Annotated in this window: 15 protein-coding genes; 11 read left to right on the top strand and 4 right to left on the bottom strand. The window is 51.2% G+C overall.

What is annotated here, in order from left to right; all coding sequences use genetic code 11:
• Positions 1 to 73 precede the first annotated feature (73 nt).
• The 10 genes from HY774_21200 to HY774_21155 all read left to right on the top strand — a co-directional run bounded on the left by HY774_21200 (position 74) and on the right by HY774_21155 (position 10421).
• Entirely contained in the window at positions 74 to 1150 is a 1077-nt protein-coding gene (locus tag HY774_21200) for a hypothetical protein (protein ID MBI4751005.1), read from the top strand.
• A complete protein-coding gene (locus HY774_21195; GenBank protein ID MBI4751004.1) occupies positions 1122 to 1484 on the top strand; it encodes a protein kinase in 363 nt (120 codons plus the stop codon). Before HY774_21200 ends, HY774_21195 begins: the two co-directional genes overlap by 29 nt.
• An 89-nt stretch (positions 1485 to 1573) precedes the next feature.
• The gene (locus HY774_21190) at positions 1574 to 3163 is read left to right on the top strand and encodes a transposase (protein ID MBI4751003.1); all 1590 of its coding nucleotides are present in this window, start codon (positions 1574 to 1576) and stop codon (positions 3161 to 3163) included.
• A complete protein-coding gene (locus tag HY774_21185; protein MBI4751002.1) occupies positions 3124 to 3819 on the top strand; it encodes a protein kinase in 696 nt (231 codons plus the stop codon). Before HY774_21190 ends, HY774_21185 begins: the two co-directional genes overlap by 40 nt.
• Positions 3816 to 4496: a carboxypeptidase regulatory-like domain-containing protein gene (locus HY774_21180; GenBank protein ID MBI4751001.1), complete on the top strand. Its 681-nt coding sequence runs from the start codon at positions 3816 to 3818 to the stop codon at positions 4494 to 4496. Before HY774_21185 ends, HY774_21180 begins: the two co-directional genes overlap by 4 nt.
• Positions 4497 to 4851: 355 nt before the next feature.
• On the top strand, positions 4852 to 6678 hold the full coding sequence (locus HY774_21175) for a TIGR04442 family protein (GenBank protein MBI4751000.1): 1827 nt from the start codon (positions 4852 to 4854) through the stop codon (positions 6676 to 6678).
• 130 nt (positions 6679 to 6808) lie between these two features.
• Positions 6809 to 7579 (top strand): inositol monophosphatase, encoded by a 771-nt coding sequence (locus HY774_21170; protein MBI4750999.1) that lies wholly within the window; start codon positions 6809 to 6811, stop codon positions 7577 to 7579.
• 56 nt (positions 7580 to 7635) lie between these two features.
• Positions 7636 to 8265, top strand: a complete 630-nt coding sequence (locus tag HY774_21165; GenBank protein ID MBI4750998.1) for a PHP domain-containing protein — start codon at positions 7636 to 7638, stop codon at positions 8263 to 8265.
• Between the two features lie 24 nt (positions 8266 to 8289).
• The gene (locus tag HY774_21160) at positions 8290 to 8901 is read left to right on the top strand and encodes a Uma2 family endonuclease (protein ID MBI4750997.1); all 612 of its coding nucleotides are present in this window, start codon (positions 8290 to 8292) and stop codon (positions 8899 to 8901) included.
• A 149-nt stretch (positions 8902 to 9050) separates the two neighbouring features.
• Entirely contained in the window at positions 9051 to 10421 is a 1371-nt protein-coding gene (locus HY774_21155) for a sulfatase (GenBank protein MBI4750996.1), read from the top strand.
• A 141-nt stretch (positions 10422 to 10562) separates the two neighbouring features.
• Here the strand turns inward: HY774_21155 and HY774_21150 are convergent, their stop codons facing one another.
• On the bottom strand, positions 10563 to 11024 hold the full coding sequence (locus HY774_21150) for a hypothetical protein (protein MBI4750995.1): 462 nt from the start codon (positions 11022 to 11024) through the stop codon (positions 10563 to 10565).
• 58 nt (positions 11025 to 11082) lie between these two features.
• On the opposite strand from HY774_21150, the gene HY774_21145 reads away from it, so the two are divergent.
• Positions 11083 to 11358, top strand: a complete 276-nt coding sequence (locus HY774_21145; protein MBI4750994.1) for an HU family DNA-binding protein — start codon at positions 11083 to 11085, stop codon at positions 11356 to 11358.
• Positions 11359 to 11473: 115 nt separating this feature from the next.
• Here the strand turns inward: HY774_21145 and HY774_21140 are convergent, their stop codons facing one another.
• The 3 genes from HY774_21140 to HY774_21130 all read right to left on the bottom strand — a co-directional run bounded on the left by HY774_21140 (position 11474) and on the right by HY774_21130 (position 16026).
• A complete protein-coding gene (locus tag HY774_21140) occupies positions 11474 to 11947 on the bottom strand; it encodes a carboxypeptidase regulatory-like domain-containing protein (protein ID MBI4750993.1) in 474 nt (157 codons plus the stop codon).
• A gap of 499 nt (positions 11948 to 12446) precedes the next feature.
• Positions 12447 to 15368 carry a glycosyltransferase gene (locus HY774_21135; GenBank protein MBI4750992.1) on the bottom strand — a complete coding sequence of 974 codons (2922 nt, stop codon included), beginning with the start codon at positions 15366 to 15368 and terminating at the stop codon, positions 12447 to 12449.
• 160 nt (positions 15369 to 15528) lie between these two features.
• Positions 15529 to 16026 (bottom strand): hypothetical protein, encoded by a 498-nt coding sequence (locus HY774_21130; protein MBI4750991.1) that lies wholly within the window; start codon positions 16024 to 16026, stop codon positions 15529 to 15531.
• Between the last annotated feature and the right edge of the window lie 47 nt (positions 16027 to 16073).

The raw sequence follows: 16073 nt of genomic DNA, 5'->3' as shown, positions 1-16073 counted from the left end.
CAGTTCATCCGAGTTGTCCCCAAAGTTTGCCTATCTTTTCCCGAAAATCCTGACTTTTTCTTTCTTTCAGGCCATGCACTCGTTCGCACTGTCTGGCATCCGGCTCGGAATTTTGTGTCTTGCTCTGGCAAGTGCCGTCAGAGTGTGTACTGCTGACCTGGTGAATCCCACCTTTCCACTTCCAGGTGGCCGACCTTTTTTCCATACCTGCACTGATAAAACCGGACTTCCGCAAAATTCCGTCCAATGCATGGCCTTTGACCAGAAAGGCTATCTCTGGATTGGGACACAGGATGGTGCCGCTGTTTTTAATGGCCGGGTGTGGACGGTCTTCAATATGCCCAACCGGCTGGAATCAAATTTTGTGCGGGCATTGCTGACAGCCAGTGATGGCAGTGTCTGGTTTGGCACCGATGGTGGTGGTGTGCTGCAACTCAAGGATGGCGTCTGGACGACCTACGGCAAGCCAGCCGGATTGCCGCACAACCAGGTGAAATGCTTGATCGAAGCGACTTTACCTGGGAGTCAACGAACCATCCTGGTGGCAACCCGTGGTGGGGTGTCGGTTTTTGAAAATGGTCGGTGGAACCCTTTTGACACACCTGACAAGGATCTGGCCGGGCGCGGAACCTTGTGTCTGCTCGAATCAAAAAATTCGACTGGAAGTTCAACGCTGTGGGTTGGCACGCAAGGGAAGGGCCTGTTTCGATTGGAAAACGGTGTGTGGACCCGATTTGACACCAGCACGGGCTTGATCCACGACGTTGTGTTTTGCCTGCTTGAAACCAGAGCCGCTGACGGAACCAAAGCACTTTGGGCTGGAACGTATGGCGGAGGACTTTCCCGGTTTGAAAATGGCCAGTGGACCGGCTGGAATACCTCATCGGGACTGCCAAACAACATTGTGCTGAGTTTGACTGAAACCGTGAGCCAGGATGGAACTCCAGCGGTCTGGGTTGGCACTTATGGCGGAGGCGTGGCGCGATTTGAAAAAAATACCTGGACGGTTTTTGACATTGATCGTGCCGGGTTGCCCAACAATGTGGTGTTGAGCTTGCTTGAAACCATTCACAATCAATCACATGACTTTTGGGTCCGGACTCGCGGGAGATTGGTTCGCTTTGAAAATGGCACCCGGACGCCGTACTGAAAGTCTCAACCAATTCTTTCGCGAAGGTATTTCCAGTTGCCGGGTCAATCATCCCAATGCAGTCACAGTGCTGGATTCTGGAATTTCTGAAACCGGGATCGCCTATCTGGCGATGGAATTACTGGTTGGACGCTCGTTGACCCAGGAACTCAAGCTTTTTGGCCGCTGTTCGCTGCTCCGATGTGCCCAAATTTTGGTGCCGGTATGCCAGGCACTAGCCAAAGCCCATGTCTCAGGTTTCATTCACCGTGATATCAAGCCGGACAATATTTTTTTACCAGAAAAAATGCGAGAAAGCCCTGTCCTCAACCGCGAAGCGGTAGGGCGGGGATGAATCGCAACCGCTGAAAAAATCAGCTTGAGCGACCCTGAACAAAGTAATAAATCTTGCCGAAAACGGTAGATTTGCAGTATAGTTAAACTATGAGAAAAAAAGCGGATAAACTCCATCAACCCTCAACTCCATCCTTTGTCGCCACGTTTGAAGTGGAGACAAATTCGGCGGGCTTCGGCCAATTGGAGAAGATGTTGAATGCCTATCGGCAAGTGTATAACGCGACGTTGGGGGAGTTAGTGAGGCGGTTGAAGCGGGCGCGGAAATCTCCGGAATGGGAAGCGGCGCGGAAACTGCCGAAAGGGTCTGAGGAACGCAAAGCCGCCTTTGCCGAAGTGCGGAAGAAATATGGACTGTCGGTCGGCGAGGCGCAAAAGGTGGCGCAACGATTGGTTGAAGGACATTTTGTCAGGTTGACGAATTCGCGAATTGTGCAGCAAGTGGCGAAACGGGCCTGGAGAGCGATTGAAAAAGTGATGGTTGGAAAAGCGAAGCGGGTGCGGTTCAAGCGGCGGGATGACTTCCAGTCGTTTGAGACCAACGCCAACGACACTGGAATCCGGGTGGTGATGGGGACCGGAACGGTGTGTGTTGGAAAACTGACATTTGAGTTCAAGGCGGATGAGACCAATCCGTACCACGTCCACGCTCTCAAACACCGGGTCAAATACGCCCGGATTGTCAAGCGAGTGATCAATGGGCGGTCACGATGGTTTGTACAGATGATTCTGGAAGGCAAACCCTACCGTGATCCTGAAAAACACACCACTCAGAATGGAGAGCGAGTGGGACTTGATTTTGGACCGTCACTGATTGCGGTTTCGACCACCACCGACAGCTTTCAAATCCCACTCAGCCAGGAACTCGACCGCCGACAGGCTGAAATTCGGAGACTCCAGCGACGACTGGACCGAAGTCAGAGGGCGACCAATCCACACAACTACCAGCCAAACGGGACGGTCAAAAAGGGCCGGAAGCAGTGGAAACAATCCTCCAGATATCGGCGGACGAAACAGCAACTCAAGGATCTGGAACGCCGCAAAACTGCCCAGCGAAAGAGTCTCCACGGACGGTTGGCAAACCGAATTGTCCGGCTCGGCAATCAAATTCACACCGAAAAAGTCAGCTACCGTGGCTGGCAAAAGCAGTTTGGACGATCAATCCAGCATCACGCGCCATCAGCCTTCGAAGGCATTTTAACCCGCACAGCCGAAACGCTCGGGGGTGGCACACGGCTGATCAACACGGCCCAAACTGCGCTCTCTCAAACCTGTTTGTGCGGGAATCGAAAGAAAAAGACCCTCTCGGAGCGAACCCACTGGTGCGACACCTGCGGGTTCACTGCTCCGAGAGATCAATTTTCGGCCTATCTCGCACTTTATACCTTCTGGACCGACGGAAAATGGGTCGTGAATCTGAATGAGGCACGATCCGGTATCCATCGCCATCGAACCTTGGCGTCCGGCTTGAAACCAAATTCAAGACCAGGCGCGGTCGGCCCAGAACTGGTGGACGTGTCACAGACGCGACAGCGGGAACTGGGTTTCCAAACCGGTCCGCCACCGACCGGAAGAGCGTCTCGCGCGAGACCTGGAAAAGGCAACTTAGAGCCGTCTGCTTCGAGCAGGAACGGAAGCGGTTGTCCGGAACAGGAAGAATCCCCGTCCTCAACCGCGTAGCGGTAGAGCGGGGAGGTTCAAACCAGACTGATCATGGCGAAGTGGTCAAAGTGGTTGATTTCGGAATTGCCAAATTGATGGGAGAGGCCACTGATCAAGTCGAGATGCACAGTCTGACTGAAGCTGGAAAAATCATTGGAACGCCGACTTATATGGCGCCGGAACGCTTTGCCGATAAACCCTATGATGGAAAAACGGATGTCTATAATGTGGGCGTGGTCGCCTACCAGATGCTTTCCGGTGATGTTCCTTTTCGGACAACCGGCGGGGAAGTCATCTCGATTATCCTGGCCCATCTTCGTGAAATGCCGGCTTCGCTAAGACGGGCACTTCCTGAAATCCCAGAAGCCGTTGAGACATTAGTCTTTTCAGCTCTGGCAAAAGATCCGCAGGCCCGTCCAACCGCTGAAGATCTGGCTCGTGAACTGGCGGAGGCTGTGGATCTCAAAGCAGCGGCGCCGCCGTCCCAGGCAACCATGATGCTGACGAGTGAAGCCGGCGAAGCTGATCTGGTTGAGGTGGAAACTGAAACAATTGCTTCGATTGTGCCCTTAACCGGTAGCGTCACTCGCCAGTTGAATACTGGTGAACCATCGCCGCAACATACTGATCCGCTGGAAACAGCGAAAACACTCACCCACCCAAAAATTTTATGAACCGAAGACAGTTTTTATCCAGTGCCGGGATGTCCCTGGTCACGTTGTATGTATCTTCCCCATCGCTGCTGGCACGTCAGGCCAAAGGCGAAATTTCCGGCAAAGTGATTTCCAAAGAGACAGATAAGCCGATTGCAGACGCGACAGTTGTGGCCCGAAACAATGGGACGGGCAAAGAGGTCGAAGTATCCACGGGAGCAGACGGAAAATTTCGGTTTACCGGGCTGCGTTCTGGTACCTACCTGATTGCGGTCCAGGCGGCGGGGTTTGAATCACGCCGCCTGAACACGATGATTGTCCTGGCGGAAGCCGAACCGATCACGATCAAAGATCCGATTTCGTTATTAGCCGAACGGGCCGTGTCGGTAATTCGCGGCGCTGTCTTTACTAAACAGGGGCTTTCACTGGCGCTGGCCAAAGTTGTCATCGAGCGCATTGGGGCCGATGGAAAATCAACCGCCGGCAAGGTCGGTGAATATATGACCAACACCGCCGGTGAATTTTCTTTCCGGTTACCGGGCCGCAATGCCCTGTACCGGGTGACGGCTTCGGCTGACGGGTACCGCCCGACCTCCAAAGACATTGACGTGCAAAAGAACGAGCGCCGCAATATTGCCCTGACCCTCGTCAGCAAAGACAAGCCAGAAAAAACTGAACCGGAGAAGCCAAAAGAATGAAGAAAGTGGTTAGTGATGCCAGTTAAGGGTTGAAGTTTTTTAGTTTTCATCCCCGTTGGGATGGAGTAAGGTGAGCCGGTGGTCAGCGTCGCTTTGGACGCGCCACCACCGGATGCGGGTCATTCCCAGGGCTCGAAGACTCGCCCTGGGCTACAAGCCGGCGCCTACTTCGTGGGCTGAGAACCAAAACGGCTTCAACCCTTAACTGGCATCACTAACCACTAATCACTAACCACTAGCCACTAATCACTAACCACCAGCCACTTTCTTCATTCCAATTCTGCCTTTTTCATTCTACATTCTGCATTCTCAATTCTTCATTCTTCATTCTTCATTCGTCTTAAGGGGTGCGGTCGTGATTCAAGATATCTGTCTGCATGGACAAGTGGGCGAGCACTACGAGTTCTACACGACGATTGTCGGAAGCAATCTCAGCGTCAGGTTTTTTTATGAGGAAAAAACCGATTCAGCCGAGTCGTTTGACCGCTTTTTTTCAGGTGGGAATGAAATTCGGCTTTATGGCGACCGACTCCTTCATTTTGGGACAGGCGGATCAATGTGTCCTTATATGTATGCAATTGATCGCCCGGTGAAGGACATTTTGAAGCGTGATGTTCGCAATCGCCTGGTGATTTACGGCGTTCGCTATGGCGATACGGAGGAGCACCTGTCTTTTACCACTGAAACCGATGCGACCGAGACCTATGAACGGCTCTTTCGCGAAGGCCATGCCCTCACCAATTATTTTTTCTTTATTGCTGGTGATATTCAGGGCGGTGTGCGAAGCGCACAGGAAGTGATCCTGCGGTTGGTTGGGAAATTCCTGAAACGCTATGATCTGTCACAAGATAAAACTGGTGCCAAACTGGCCCGTGAACTTTATCAGGAACTTGGAATTCCCAAATGGACGCTTTTTTTAATGCGTCTGACGGACCGGCGGGCCGAACACTATGCTCAGGTCTTTCGCGATATGCAGCGAACCGGCAAACCAATCAAGACGCTGGACCGGAGTCGCCTCGATCAGCTCGCTCAGGAAAACGGAATCAGTTGGGAACAGCAGGAGCGCCTGGAAATTTGTGTGCTCAGCGATATGGCGGAAAATCAGGACATCATCAGCCAATACGAAGAGACCCTGGTGACCTATTACACGCATAACATCTCTGAAAAGAGCGCGTTACCGCGACTTAACCGGTTACGGGCATTGGCAACGCGCCGTCATCTTCCAACCCAGATTTTTGATCGTCTGGATAAGAGTCTTCAACGACGGGAAGAACCAGCCGCTGCCGAACCGGGTTATGTGGCGGAAGTTCGTCGCCTCTTGCAAAGCCTGTTTATTGACGGGGCTCCTGAGCCGGTTACCGAACTCTATGTCAAGCTGATGGAGTTTAAGCAGCAAGCTGTCGAAAACCGATCCTTGCTCTTTGAAAAGGCGCTTGACGAACTCAACCAGGACCTTGAATCCTGGCAGAAGCAGAGCGGAAATGAAGCTGCCATCGAGGCGTTTCATACCATCATTGGCCACTTTGACCGGTTTGATTTGGTGAGCGCGGTTCTCAATAGCGTGGCGTTTATTGACGACTATGACCTGACCGAAGAGCGATTGTTTACCCTTGCCCGGAACTGCCTGATTTTTGAGAACATCCAGAAAGGGTTATTCCACCAGTTGTTTTTTGAGCCTCTGATGCGCAATCGCTATCTCAATACCTATGGCCGGCAGCGGTTACTGGCTATCCAGCACGGTGTAAATGAACTGGTGAACGGAGAAACCACCCCCAAAGCCGTGATTGATAGTGTTGGGGCCATCAATCATCATTTTCGGCTGCGGCGGGCCATTGAAGCCCATGTGCGACAGATTGTGCGCTCAATCCATAAGGCACCGCTCGATAAAAACGAACAGGCTTTTTTGCGCAATACCGTCAATCGTCAATTAGAACAGGATGGTTTGATTCAAGAGCCCATTCCGGATGAATTGTTTGCGTCAGTGTTGATTGCTTTGCGTGAAGAAGGGTTATACCTTCAGGAGTTGCTCCCACGCATCATCGAATCCCGAGACCGTCAGTTGCGAGACGACTTTCTGGAAAACAGCGGACTGGACCGTTTCCGAATCGAGGAAATGGAGCAGAAATATCTCAAAGAAAAGGGCTTGCCGGCCAATACATTGGATTTTCTGGCAGGCGATTAGTGACTGGTGCTTGGTACAAGTCCTTAAATGGGGGATGGAATTTTGGTTCATCCCTTTTTGATGGGGACTTGTATTTAGGAATCAATACCTTCCAAGCCCCAAGCCCCAAGCCCCAACAAAGGATTTCTCCATGCTTTCATTTGCAAAACAACTGGCCAAAGATGCCGGAAAAATACTGCGCGAACACGTCGGACGTGATTTTGAAGTCCGCCATAAAGGACAGATTGACCTGGTGACTGAGGTTGATCTGCTTTCGGAAAAGTTTATTCGTGACCAGATTGCCAATCACTATCCAAAACATCAGGTACTGGCCGAGGAAAGTGGTTTATTTGAGCAGACTTCACCCTATCGGTGGATCATTGATCCGTTGGACGGCACGACGAATTATGCCCACGGGTACCCGTTTTATAGTGTTTCGATTGCGCTCCAGCATGAAAGCCACGTGTTGCTGGGCGTGGTTTATGATCCAGTCCGTGATGAACTCTTTGCAGCGGAACGCGGTCAGGGAGCAACGCTCAATGAACGCGCCATCCGGGTATCAACCGTTGCGCGTCTTGATCAGGCATTGCTCTGCACCGGCTTTCCCTACAATGTGCGCACGTCGCCCAAAATCAACCTGGACCACTTCAGTCAGTTTCTGGGTGCGGCCCAGGCCGTCAGGCGCGATGGTTCAGCCGCGCTGGATTTGTGTTATGTTGCGGCGGGCCGGTTTGATGGATTTTGGGAATTGAACCTGGCGCCGTGGGATATGGCCGCTGGTGGTTTGATTGTGACTGAAGCCGGAGGCACCGTAACCCGCTTTGATCACGGCACTTTTGACTGGTACGTCCCCGAAGTTTTGGCCAGTAACGGCTTGATTCACCAGGAAATGAGCGCGGTTCTTGTTCAGAAAAGGACATAAATCTGAAAACCCTGAACCCTGAACCCTGAACTCTGAACCTTGAACCCTCAATGATTATGATGCTCTTCGATTTACACGTTTCCACTGTCATGTCGGGCAACTCACTGGTTGCACCGGAAGATTTGATTGATTATGCGCTTGATCTTGGACTGGCCGGCATTGGGGTCACCGAGCGAAATTCTTATGCTGCCTCCGAAGTCTGCGTCGAATTTGCCGAAGGCTTGCCCCTGCTGATCCTTCGAGGATTGGAGATCAATACCGATCTGGGCGAGATGCTCATTTATGGATTGACGGAACTGGATGCTCAGGTTTTTGAGCGGCCTGGGAAGTGGATTGCCATGGAAGCCGTCGAATATGTGCGGTTTCACGGTGGAATTTGTATTCCGGCCCATCCGTTTGACCCTGACCGCCCAAGCATTGGTGAAAAATTGACCACGTTGCCGGGAGTCTTTGCCATTGAAGGTCTGAACGGACGTACGCCGGACTTGAATAACCAGCAAGCCTGCCGGTTTGCCGACATGATGCGGCTGAAAGTGATTGGTGGCAGTGATGCTTTGAATTTAGGCCAGATTGGGCGGTGTGTGACCGAGTTTGAACAACCAATCCGCGATGAAATCGAATTCCTGGAAGAGCTTCGGGCCGGGCGCTATACGGCCCGGTATTTCATTCAGCATCCTTCACTGTAGCCACGGATTGAGGAGGGGGAAGGGATGTCAACTGAAGTCAAAAACCGTCGGTACACGCTGGAAGAATATTATGCATTGGAGCGAAATTCAGAAGAGCGCTATGAGTTTTGGAACGGTGAAGTGTATGCCATGGCTGGCGTTTCACCTGAACATGAATTGATCTTAGGAAACTTGATTGCCGAGTTAAAGCAGAGGCTCCGTGGTCGTTCCTGTGTTGTGTATAGTTCAAATCTACGCGTGAAAGTCCCTGAGTTACCTCCCTATCGCTATCCTGATCTCACGGCGTTATGTGAAACCCCTGAATTTGTGGAAATTGGTGGTGTCAAAACGCTGGTTAACCCGGCATTAATTGTCGAAATTCTTTCCCCTTCAACCGAAGCCTTTGACCGGGGAGATAAATTCACACTGTACAAATCAATTCCGAGTTTTTGTGAATATCTGCTGATTGCCCAACACCGACCACACGTGTCGCAGTATGTAAAGCAAGCAAATTCAGCCTTCTGGATGTTTCACGAAGTGAATGACTTGTCAGCCACGGTTGACTTGAAATCAGTGAACTGCCCGCTTGATGTATCTGAACTGTATCAAGGAGTTGAGTTTAGCGCGTCTCAACCACCATTTCTCATAACCGAATAATCCTGCTTCCACTGGATTTTGTGTTGGAGACGAATCAGAGGAACCGATAAGTCAGTACCACCCGCGTCAGTGGGTGGGTCTGGTTAATTCTAACCCCACCTGCTGACGCGGGTGGTACTGACAAGCCCTATTCATTTCAAAGTTGTTTCATGGCTAACCTTTTTCCACGCAATGTCATTTTAATCAGTCTCGACACGCTCCGGCACGACTGTATCAGTGCCGAATCAAACCGCTCGTTTTTGGGCGAGCTGGCACCGCTGGTCCACACGCCCAACATTGATCGGCTGGCCGCAGAAGGTGTGCGGTTCTCAAATTGTGTTTCTTCCTGTCCGTTGACGACCCCATCGCACGCCGCCATGTTTACCGGAATGTACTGGCCGAAGCACCGCGTCTTTCATCAGTTTGAAACGCCGATGAGTGCGCGGGCGCTCCCGCTGGCCGAACGGCTCAAAAAACACAAATTTTTCACGCTTCAAAATTCGGGTCGGGCCCTTGGCGAAGGGGCAATGTTTGAAAGCAAACACACTGGCCTGCGACGCGGGTATGAAAAATCAGTGTTTGCGGCTGACCTCCAACACCAAACCATCAAGTTCATCACCAGACAAAAAGCCCCGTGGTATCTGTTTTTTCACACGTTCAACGTCCACTGGCCCTATGGCATTACCCCTGAAGCCTTTGACACGCAACTGGCCAGTGCCTGGGATTCAGATGACTGGACCCAGGTCAGGCGAACCTACATTGAAAATGCCAATCGCGTTGACACCCAGATTGGGGATTTGCTGGCCATGCTCGACCAGACCGGTCAGCGTGAAGACACCTTGATTGTTTTGACCGCCGATCACGGTGAAGGACTCAACCGGCGAGTTCCCATGCACGGTGCCGTGAATGGTGGGCTGGACGAAGTGATTCGCGTTCCCTTGATTTTTCACCATCCCCGGTCGCTCAAAGGGGAAGTCACGGTTGAGGCCCCGGTTCGAACGATAGACATCGTGCCGACAATCCTCAATTTGCTCGGAATCACCGAACCCTATGACCCAGGTTTTGAAATGGTGGATGGCCGCAGTCTTTGGCCACTGATGCGAGGAGAGGTTCTGGCCGAAAAACCAGCCTGTTTTTGTTGCTTTACCTATGATTTTGAAGCCGACCGGCCCTTTTTGCGCGGTGTCAGAACCCGTGAGTGGAAGTTGATTCTCAATGACTGCACCGAAAGCGAGATCAACCGCTTTGCCGAGCGCATTCGAACCAAAATGCAATGGCCGCTCAAAGATGAAGTGCGACTCGAAGGCATGCGCGACATTCTCAAACGGGAATCATTTGTCGAACTCTATGACTTGCGGCGGGACCCGTTTGAACAAACTAACGTTGCCGAAGCCAATCCCGAAGTTGTAAACCACCTGGTGGCGGAACTGGCCCAGGTTGATCCTGGTGTTCGGATCAACCAACGGTCGTCGAGTTCCCTCAGCAAGGAAGAACTCGACATTCTGAAACAGCAACTGGTGGATCTGGGGTATATGATTTAGGGCTGAAAAGACCAGGGCTTGGGGCTGAAGACATTGGGTTGAAGAACTGGTCTTATTTCATCCCTCATCCTTCATCCCTCATCCCTTCGATTGCCCTCAGCCCCAAGCCCTGAGCCCTGGTTTTCTCAGCCCGACTTCTGACTAATAGGAAAAAATCAGTAACCCAAAGCAGGTCATAACCAGCAGGATGATAATTCCAAGCAGAATCAGGGTTACCAATCCGCTCACAAAGCCAACCATCGCAATGGATTTTGTTTCCTGTGGAAGTTCGCCACGTCGAATGGCGTTTAATTCCATTCTTCCAAGGATTACCGCGATAATAGCAAACGGAACACCCAGTCCCCACAAAACGAGAAGCGGAACCGACAACAAGCCAAAAATCATGGAAGTCATCGCCCGTGATTTGTTGACGGTCTGTGGGAATGGCGGTGGATACCCAGGTGTTAACTGGTCTGGTGGTGGAACGATGTATGGATTGAGACCTGCCTGGGGCGGCGAGTGTGGCTGCTGTGGTCGGGACGTTGGAAGCAAGGCCCCACACTTAAAACAGAGCAGGTTCGTTGGGGCTTGCTGAGTTCCACATTTAGGGCAAAAATTTGTCATCCGAATAGCTCAAAACCCGTGCCAAAAGTGAGCACGCAGAAAGGAAACTGGTCATTCCATGAATAAAGCTGAACTGGTTGAATTAATTGCAAAAGATGCTGAAATTTCAAAGGCATCAGCCGAGAAGGCACTCAATGCTATTTTAAGTGGTATTGCTGAGGGGTTACGCACTGGAAAAGATGTGACGCTGCCGGCACTGGGCAGTTTCAAGTTGATTACCTACAAACCACGCCGGACAATTAATCCCCAAACCAAACGGCCAATGCAACTCCCAGAGCGGAAATCAGTTCGATTTGCTGTCAATACCCGGCTCAAGAATGCACTGAACCGGTGATGATTTGGGGCTGAGGGATGAGAAATTGAGAATGAAAAATGAAGAATTTGAGCGGCTGAAACTTCTTTACTCTCAATTCTTTATTCTCAATTCTTTATTCTTCATTCTTCATTCTTCACTGGCTGCGCATAATAGTTCGGATTTCGCTGCTGTCGGTTTGGACTTGAGAGCGTTGATAGCGGATGAGTTTTCGCTTGTAGGGAGCTTCTTCGGCATTCAGTGATTTCACATAGACCCGGACCGGATAATGATCTTCAACCACGACATCCGTTATCTCAACCGGCGCATATCCATCCCGAAACAGAAACACGACATACCCACCTTCCGGCAGTCTGATATGCGATGCCCGACCTTTGGAGTCAGTTTCGAGGATAATCCCCGGCCCTTCTGACAGCGGACAAATTTCAACCCTCCCTTTTTCAATTGGTTGTTTGGTGTGCTGATCCTTCCATTCGATATGGATCTGGCCATGGCGTGCCGCGCGATTTTGAGCCTGAACCGTTGAGAACAGTGTCGCGATGACCAGGAGACTGCCAACCACTGGCAGATATTGAAGACATAAGTGGGACAAAATTCTATTCCGGCGCATCGCTTAACCTCCTGCTGGAAAAATTGGTCCCGCCGACAACAAGGTGGCTGGATGGGTAGAATATGGTCTGGTTGGATGACTGGGGTTTGGTTGCCGAAAAAGCAAAGAATATCAATTTGGAATGAAACGCGTGTCTTCGAAAACAGTCAAGTAATTCAATCAAATAATCGGAGTAAACGACTGACGACTGACTGGCGTAAGCAAACAATGCTGAATTTCAGATTGGAATTACGGAAGAAAACAATTCAGGTCACGTCTATATCACCAGACGGGATAAATCGCCAACATGTTCATTTTTCTTTTCGTTACGATAGCTCCGCTTGAGCTGACATTCAGAGATGAGATTGACTTTGGTTCAGATGGGCTGGATCGCTGGCTTTCGATGATTGCCTCACCTTGCGTCTGAAAAACAGGCTGATTTCTCTGGTCAACGTTTCTTGTTTGGATCGTTTCGCGACAAAATGAATTCCGCTCTGGAATTCGCTTTGTCGCATTTTTTTTAGTATTGGCAAATGATGGCGGCGCGATCCAGGACCCGTTGAGCATTATGTTTCCAGGTATAAGTTCCAGAAACCACCTGGCGGGCGGCACGACCTAACTCATGGCAAAATTGGGGGTTCCGAGCCAGGCGCTCACAGGCGTCAGCCAGAGCCTGGGCATCTCCGGGAGGGACCAGAAGGGCTGTTTTCTCGTGTTCGAGGATCTGGCCAATTTGACCCACCCGACTGGCAATCACGCCTTTTTCCATGGCCATATATTCAAAAAGTTTGGTTGGGGAGCCAAAAAACTCGCCACCATCTTCCCGCTGAACCTGTGGCGACACGAGAATGTCACAGGCGTCGAGATAGGCCGCCACTTTGTTGTGGCCAATGCGTCCGGTAAATGTAAAGCGATGGGAAACCCCGGTTTTCTGGACCTGTTCTTCAACCGTGCTCTTGAGGGCACCTTCGCCAATCATCACAAAGTGCAATGGAGAATCTGACGGCAAGAGCGTTGCCGCTTTGGCAATGACTTCGACTCCATGCCACGGGCCAAAGGTTCCGACAAATCCAACCACAACCTGCTTCTCAAGCCCAAGTTGCTGCCGAACGGCTGACCCTCCACAGTTTGAGTGAAAAACATCCGGATTGACACCATTCGGATTAACCAGGATTTTGCTGTCAGGGATTTGGCGCTCAAGCAGGTTCTGGCGTTCGACTTCAGAGACGACAAACACGGTGGATGCTGCCTGTAAATTCAACATTTCAAAGGCTTCGAGCAGCCAGAGCAACTGGACGTCATCCCAATATTTGCCAATCCAGACTTCAGATCCGTTGTACTCAAGTAGCAATGGAATCCCCGTCGAGAGTGACAGAACAACCCCTGACCAGTTAAACCGGCTATAGCGTTGGTAAAGAAAGTCCGGCGGGTCGCTTTTGACTTCGTCAATGGACCGAATGGTAAAGACCAGGTTGTTCCACAGTTCAAACAAGACGCGATGAGCCGAAAAGAATCCAGAGGGCCAGAGAATTTTTACCGGCGTGACCTCTGGATGCACTCCCGAAATGCTGTCATTGGAAAGGAATCGAACTTTCACTCCAAGCGATGTTGCCCCCTGGGTAAACCCCGAAATATGGCTGGTGGCGCCACCGGTTTGGGCCCCGCTTGTGGGCGTTGTCCGGATAAAAAGCAGCGATTTGGGGATCGAGGCCGGAGAATGAGGAGTATTTGATGGGGAATTGGGGGAAGTTTTGGATTGGGCCATCCGGCATTCAAGTTCGAGATAGCGAGTCAATGCCCACGAGATCCCAATCAGAAAGGCGCCACCACACACCTCAAGTGCCAGGTGTGGAATTTCCCATAAGGCAACGGCCAGGGCCGAGCGGCGCAATTCTTTTCCGGCGGAATCAACGATCAAACAGGTTCGAGCGCCAGCCAGTAACCCAAACAGAAGCATCGGGATGCGCAAGGTTTGCCATTCAAGCCGGTCACAGTAAATCGCAAACAGGTCACACGGCGTTTGGCGCAACCGCCGAATCCAGTTGAGTTTTGAATCCTCCCGGAGTTTGGCTTTATCAATCAGTCTCAATTCAACGTTGGGGGTCAGTGATTCCGCCCAGGCTCTGGCATGCCGGGTATCTCCCGACAGGTTGATCACCACGACCCGGAGTGGAATCTCGCCAGTGGTGATGCGCTCGCGTTGCAGATCGAGATAATGCTGGCGGTGCAAAATAAAGTTGAGTCCAGCGACTGCCGCAATCACCCAGGCTGCGCCAGACAGCCCAAACCACGGAATGACGAGTACCAGGGCTACGAGGTAAAACACCCCGACAAACATGGAAATATTGCGGAGTTCGCCGCCACGTCCGTGGGCTGCCAGAAAGAGATTGTATGGCTGCAACAAGCCCCCGAGAATGCTCCCCACGACAAACGGAACCAGCAAATCTGCACTTTGGATATATTGCGGTAAAAAGCGATTGAGCAGAAATGGCGCAACCAGGATCAAACCAGTTCCAGCAATAAGTAACAGCAGAAAATTCCAAACCAGTACCGCATTGGAGACTTCGTGTGACCGGGCAAAACTCCGAAATCTGGTCACCGCCAGTGCCCGCGAAAAATTGATAATCAACGAATCGGCAATGCTTTTGCCAATCGTGTAAAACCCAAGCGGGGCATAGCCAATATAATAAGGAATTAAAAGTCCGTCGGTTCGTTGTGAGGCAATTGCGGTGACCCGGCCAAGGTAGACATCAATCCCAAACCGGCGTGTTTCATCCAAAATCGCATGCAAATGGGGTTGCAGGTTGTGAAACGAAGGGCGAAGAAAGGCAATGACCAGCAAACAGGCAGCGGCGGCCCCAGCATTGGTTGCCAGAAGGGCTCCAAAGGGCGTGAGTTGAAAGAAAGCAAACACCAAAGCCGCTCCCAGAAACGTCAACCCAGGGAGTGCAATGCGAAACAGCCCCAAGGACGAAATGCGGTTGTTCCCCTGACAGGCTGATTCGAGCAGAAATTGAAGCGGAATAAACAAAACCAGCGGCAAACACGCCCAGAGCATTCCCCGGACCTGTACCCGAAAAATCTGATCAATAAACGGGGCCGCTACGCCGATAAACACCGCCATGGCCAGTCCAAGTCCCAACCCAAGGATCAGTAGTGCGCCAAGTACTTCATTTTCTTCAGTTTCGTCCTTACTGATCGCGAGGAGTCGGGCGCCAGCCGAGAACATTCCAAATTCAAAAAACAGGCTGACAAAGGTGAGAATCGAAGCCGAACAGAAGGTAAACAGACTGAAATTATCAACACCCATCCATCGGGCAAGGAGGAAGGTCGTGGCAAAGTTGAGACCAGTTCCAGTTAATTGAGCCGCATAGAGCAGGCTGGTTTGATGGGTGATTTGTTTGCGGTCGGATTGTGGTTGAGGTAAAGCAAGTGAAGCCATTATGAAGATGAAAGCTTTGATTTATCAGGATTTGTACTCTTGCTGGCTGATGGCTGTAAGCTGAGGCCAGAAGACTTGGTCTTTGGCACTAGATTTCGAAAACCCGGAACCCGGAACCCGGAACCCGGAACCCGGAACCCGGAACCCGGAACCCAGTTTTTCAGAGTTTTCCAAAGCGAAAGACAATTCCGGTTGAAATGCGGGCATTGTGATTGGTGGCGTTTTCCCCTCCGCGAAGGAACAGGTACTCTGCCTGAACTGCGCGAAAGGCAATGTGTTCATTGAGTTTAATATCAATGCCCCCGCCAATTGCCATGGTGAAAGCTGGCTCTGGGGCGACCACTCCTGCCAGGATTTGTGCAAACGGCGTCACCCGCGAGGATGTGCGGTAAGAAAACCGTGGCCCAGCCATAAAGTTATAGATCTGGTCATTATTCTTAAAATAGGTGCCAAAGTCAGCCACCACACCAACTGATTTTGTGAAATTTCCGTTGATCGAAACCGAAAAACCACTCAAATAATCACCGCGATTGGCAAATCGAGCAGCTGAGTAGCCGGCAAAAATTTCAGCTTTGGGTGTGTCCTGAGCCATTGTCGGTATGGATGCCAGAATCATCACTCCACAAAAGAGAAAGAGACGAATCAAACAGGTTCGCATTGGGGGGAAGTCCTTTCAAAAAGAGTTAGAACTGAAGACATCGGGCT

This window comes from Acidobacteriota bacterium, from assembly GCA_016208495.1.
In the GTDB taxonomy this organism is placed as follows: Bacteria; Acidobacteriota; Blastocatellia; order Chloracidobacteriales; family Chloracidobacteriaceae; genus JACQXX01.
This window is presented reverse-complemented; position numbering and strand designations above follow the sequence as displayed.

What these genes read in the sequence shown, in the direction of transcription:
- HY774_21180 (MBI4751001.1), top strand. Translation starts at nt 3,816, where the DNA reads ATGAACCGAAGACAGTTTTTATCCAGTGCCGGGATGTCCCTGGTCACG.
- HY774_21165 (MBI4750998.1), top strand. Translation starts at nt 7,636, where the DNA reads ATGATGCTCTTCGATTTACACGTTTCCACTGTCATGTCGGGCAACTCA.
- HY774_21155 (MBI4750996.1), top strand. Translation starts at nt 9,051, where the DNA reads ATGGCTAACCTTTTTCCACGCAATGTCATTTTAATCAGTCTCGACACG.
- HY774_21145 (MBI4750994.1), top strand. Translation starts at nt 11,083, where the DNA reads ATGAATAAAGCTGAACTGGTTGAATTAATTGCAAAAGATGCTGAAATT.
- HY774_21140 (MBI4750993.1), bottom strand. Translation starts at nt 11,947, where the DNA reads ATGCGCCGGAATAGAATTTTGTCCCACTTATGTCTTCAATATCTGCCA.
- HY774_21170 (MBI4750999.1), top strand. Translation starts at nt 6,809, where the DNA reads ATGCTTTCATTTGCAAAACAACTGGCCAAAGATGCCGGAAAAATACTG.
- HY774_21200 (MBI4751005.1), top strand. Translation starts at nt 74, where the DNA reads ATGCACTCGTTCGCACTGTCTGGCATCCGGCTCGGAATTTTGTGTCTT.
- HY774_21150 (MBI4750995.1), bottom strand. Translation starts at nt 11,024, where the DNA reads ATGACAAATTTTTGCCCTAAATGTGGAACTCAGCAAGCCCCAACGAAC.
- HY774_21160 (MBI4750997.1), top strand. Translation starts at nt 8,290, where the DNA reads ATGTCAACTGAAGTCAAAAACCGTCGGTACACGCTGGAAGAATATTAT.
- HY774_21190 (MBI4751003.1), top strand. Translation starts at nt 1,574, where the DNA reads ATGAGAAAAAAAGCGGATAAACTCCATCAACCCTCAACTCCATCCTTT.
- HY774_21135 (MBI4750992.1), bottom strand. Translation starts at nt 15,368, where the DNA reads ATGGCTTCACTTGCTTTACCTCAACCACAATCCGACCGCAAACAAATC.
- HY774_21130 (MBI4750991.1), bottom strand. Translation starts at nt 16,026, where the DNA reads ATGCGAACCTGTTTGATTCGTCTCTTTCTCTTTTGTGGAGTGATGATT.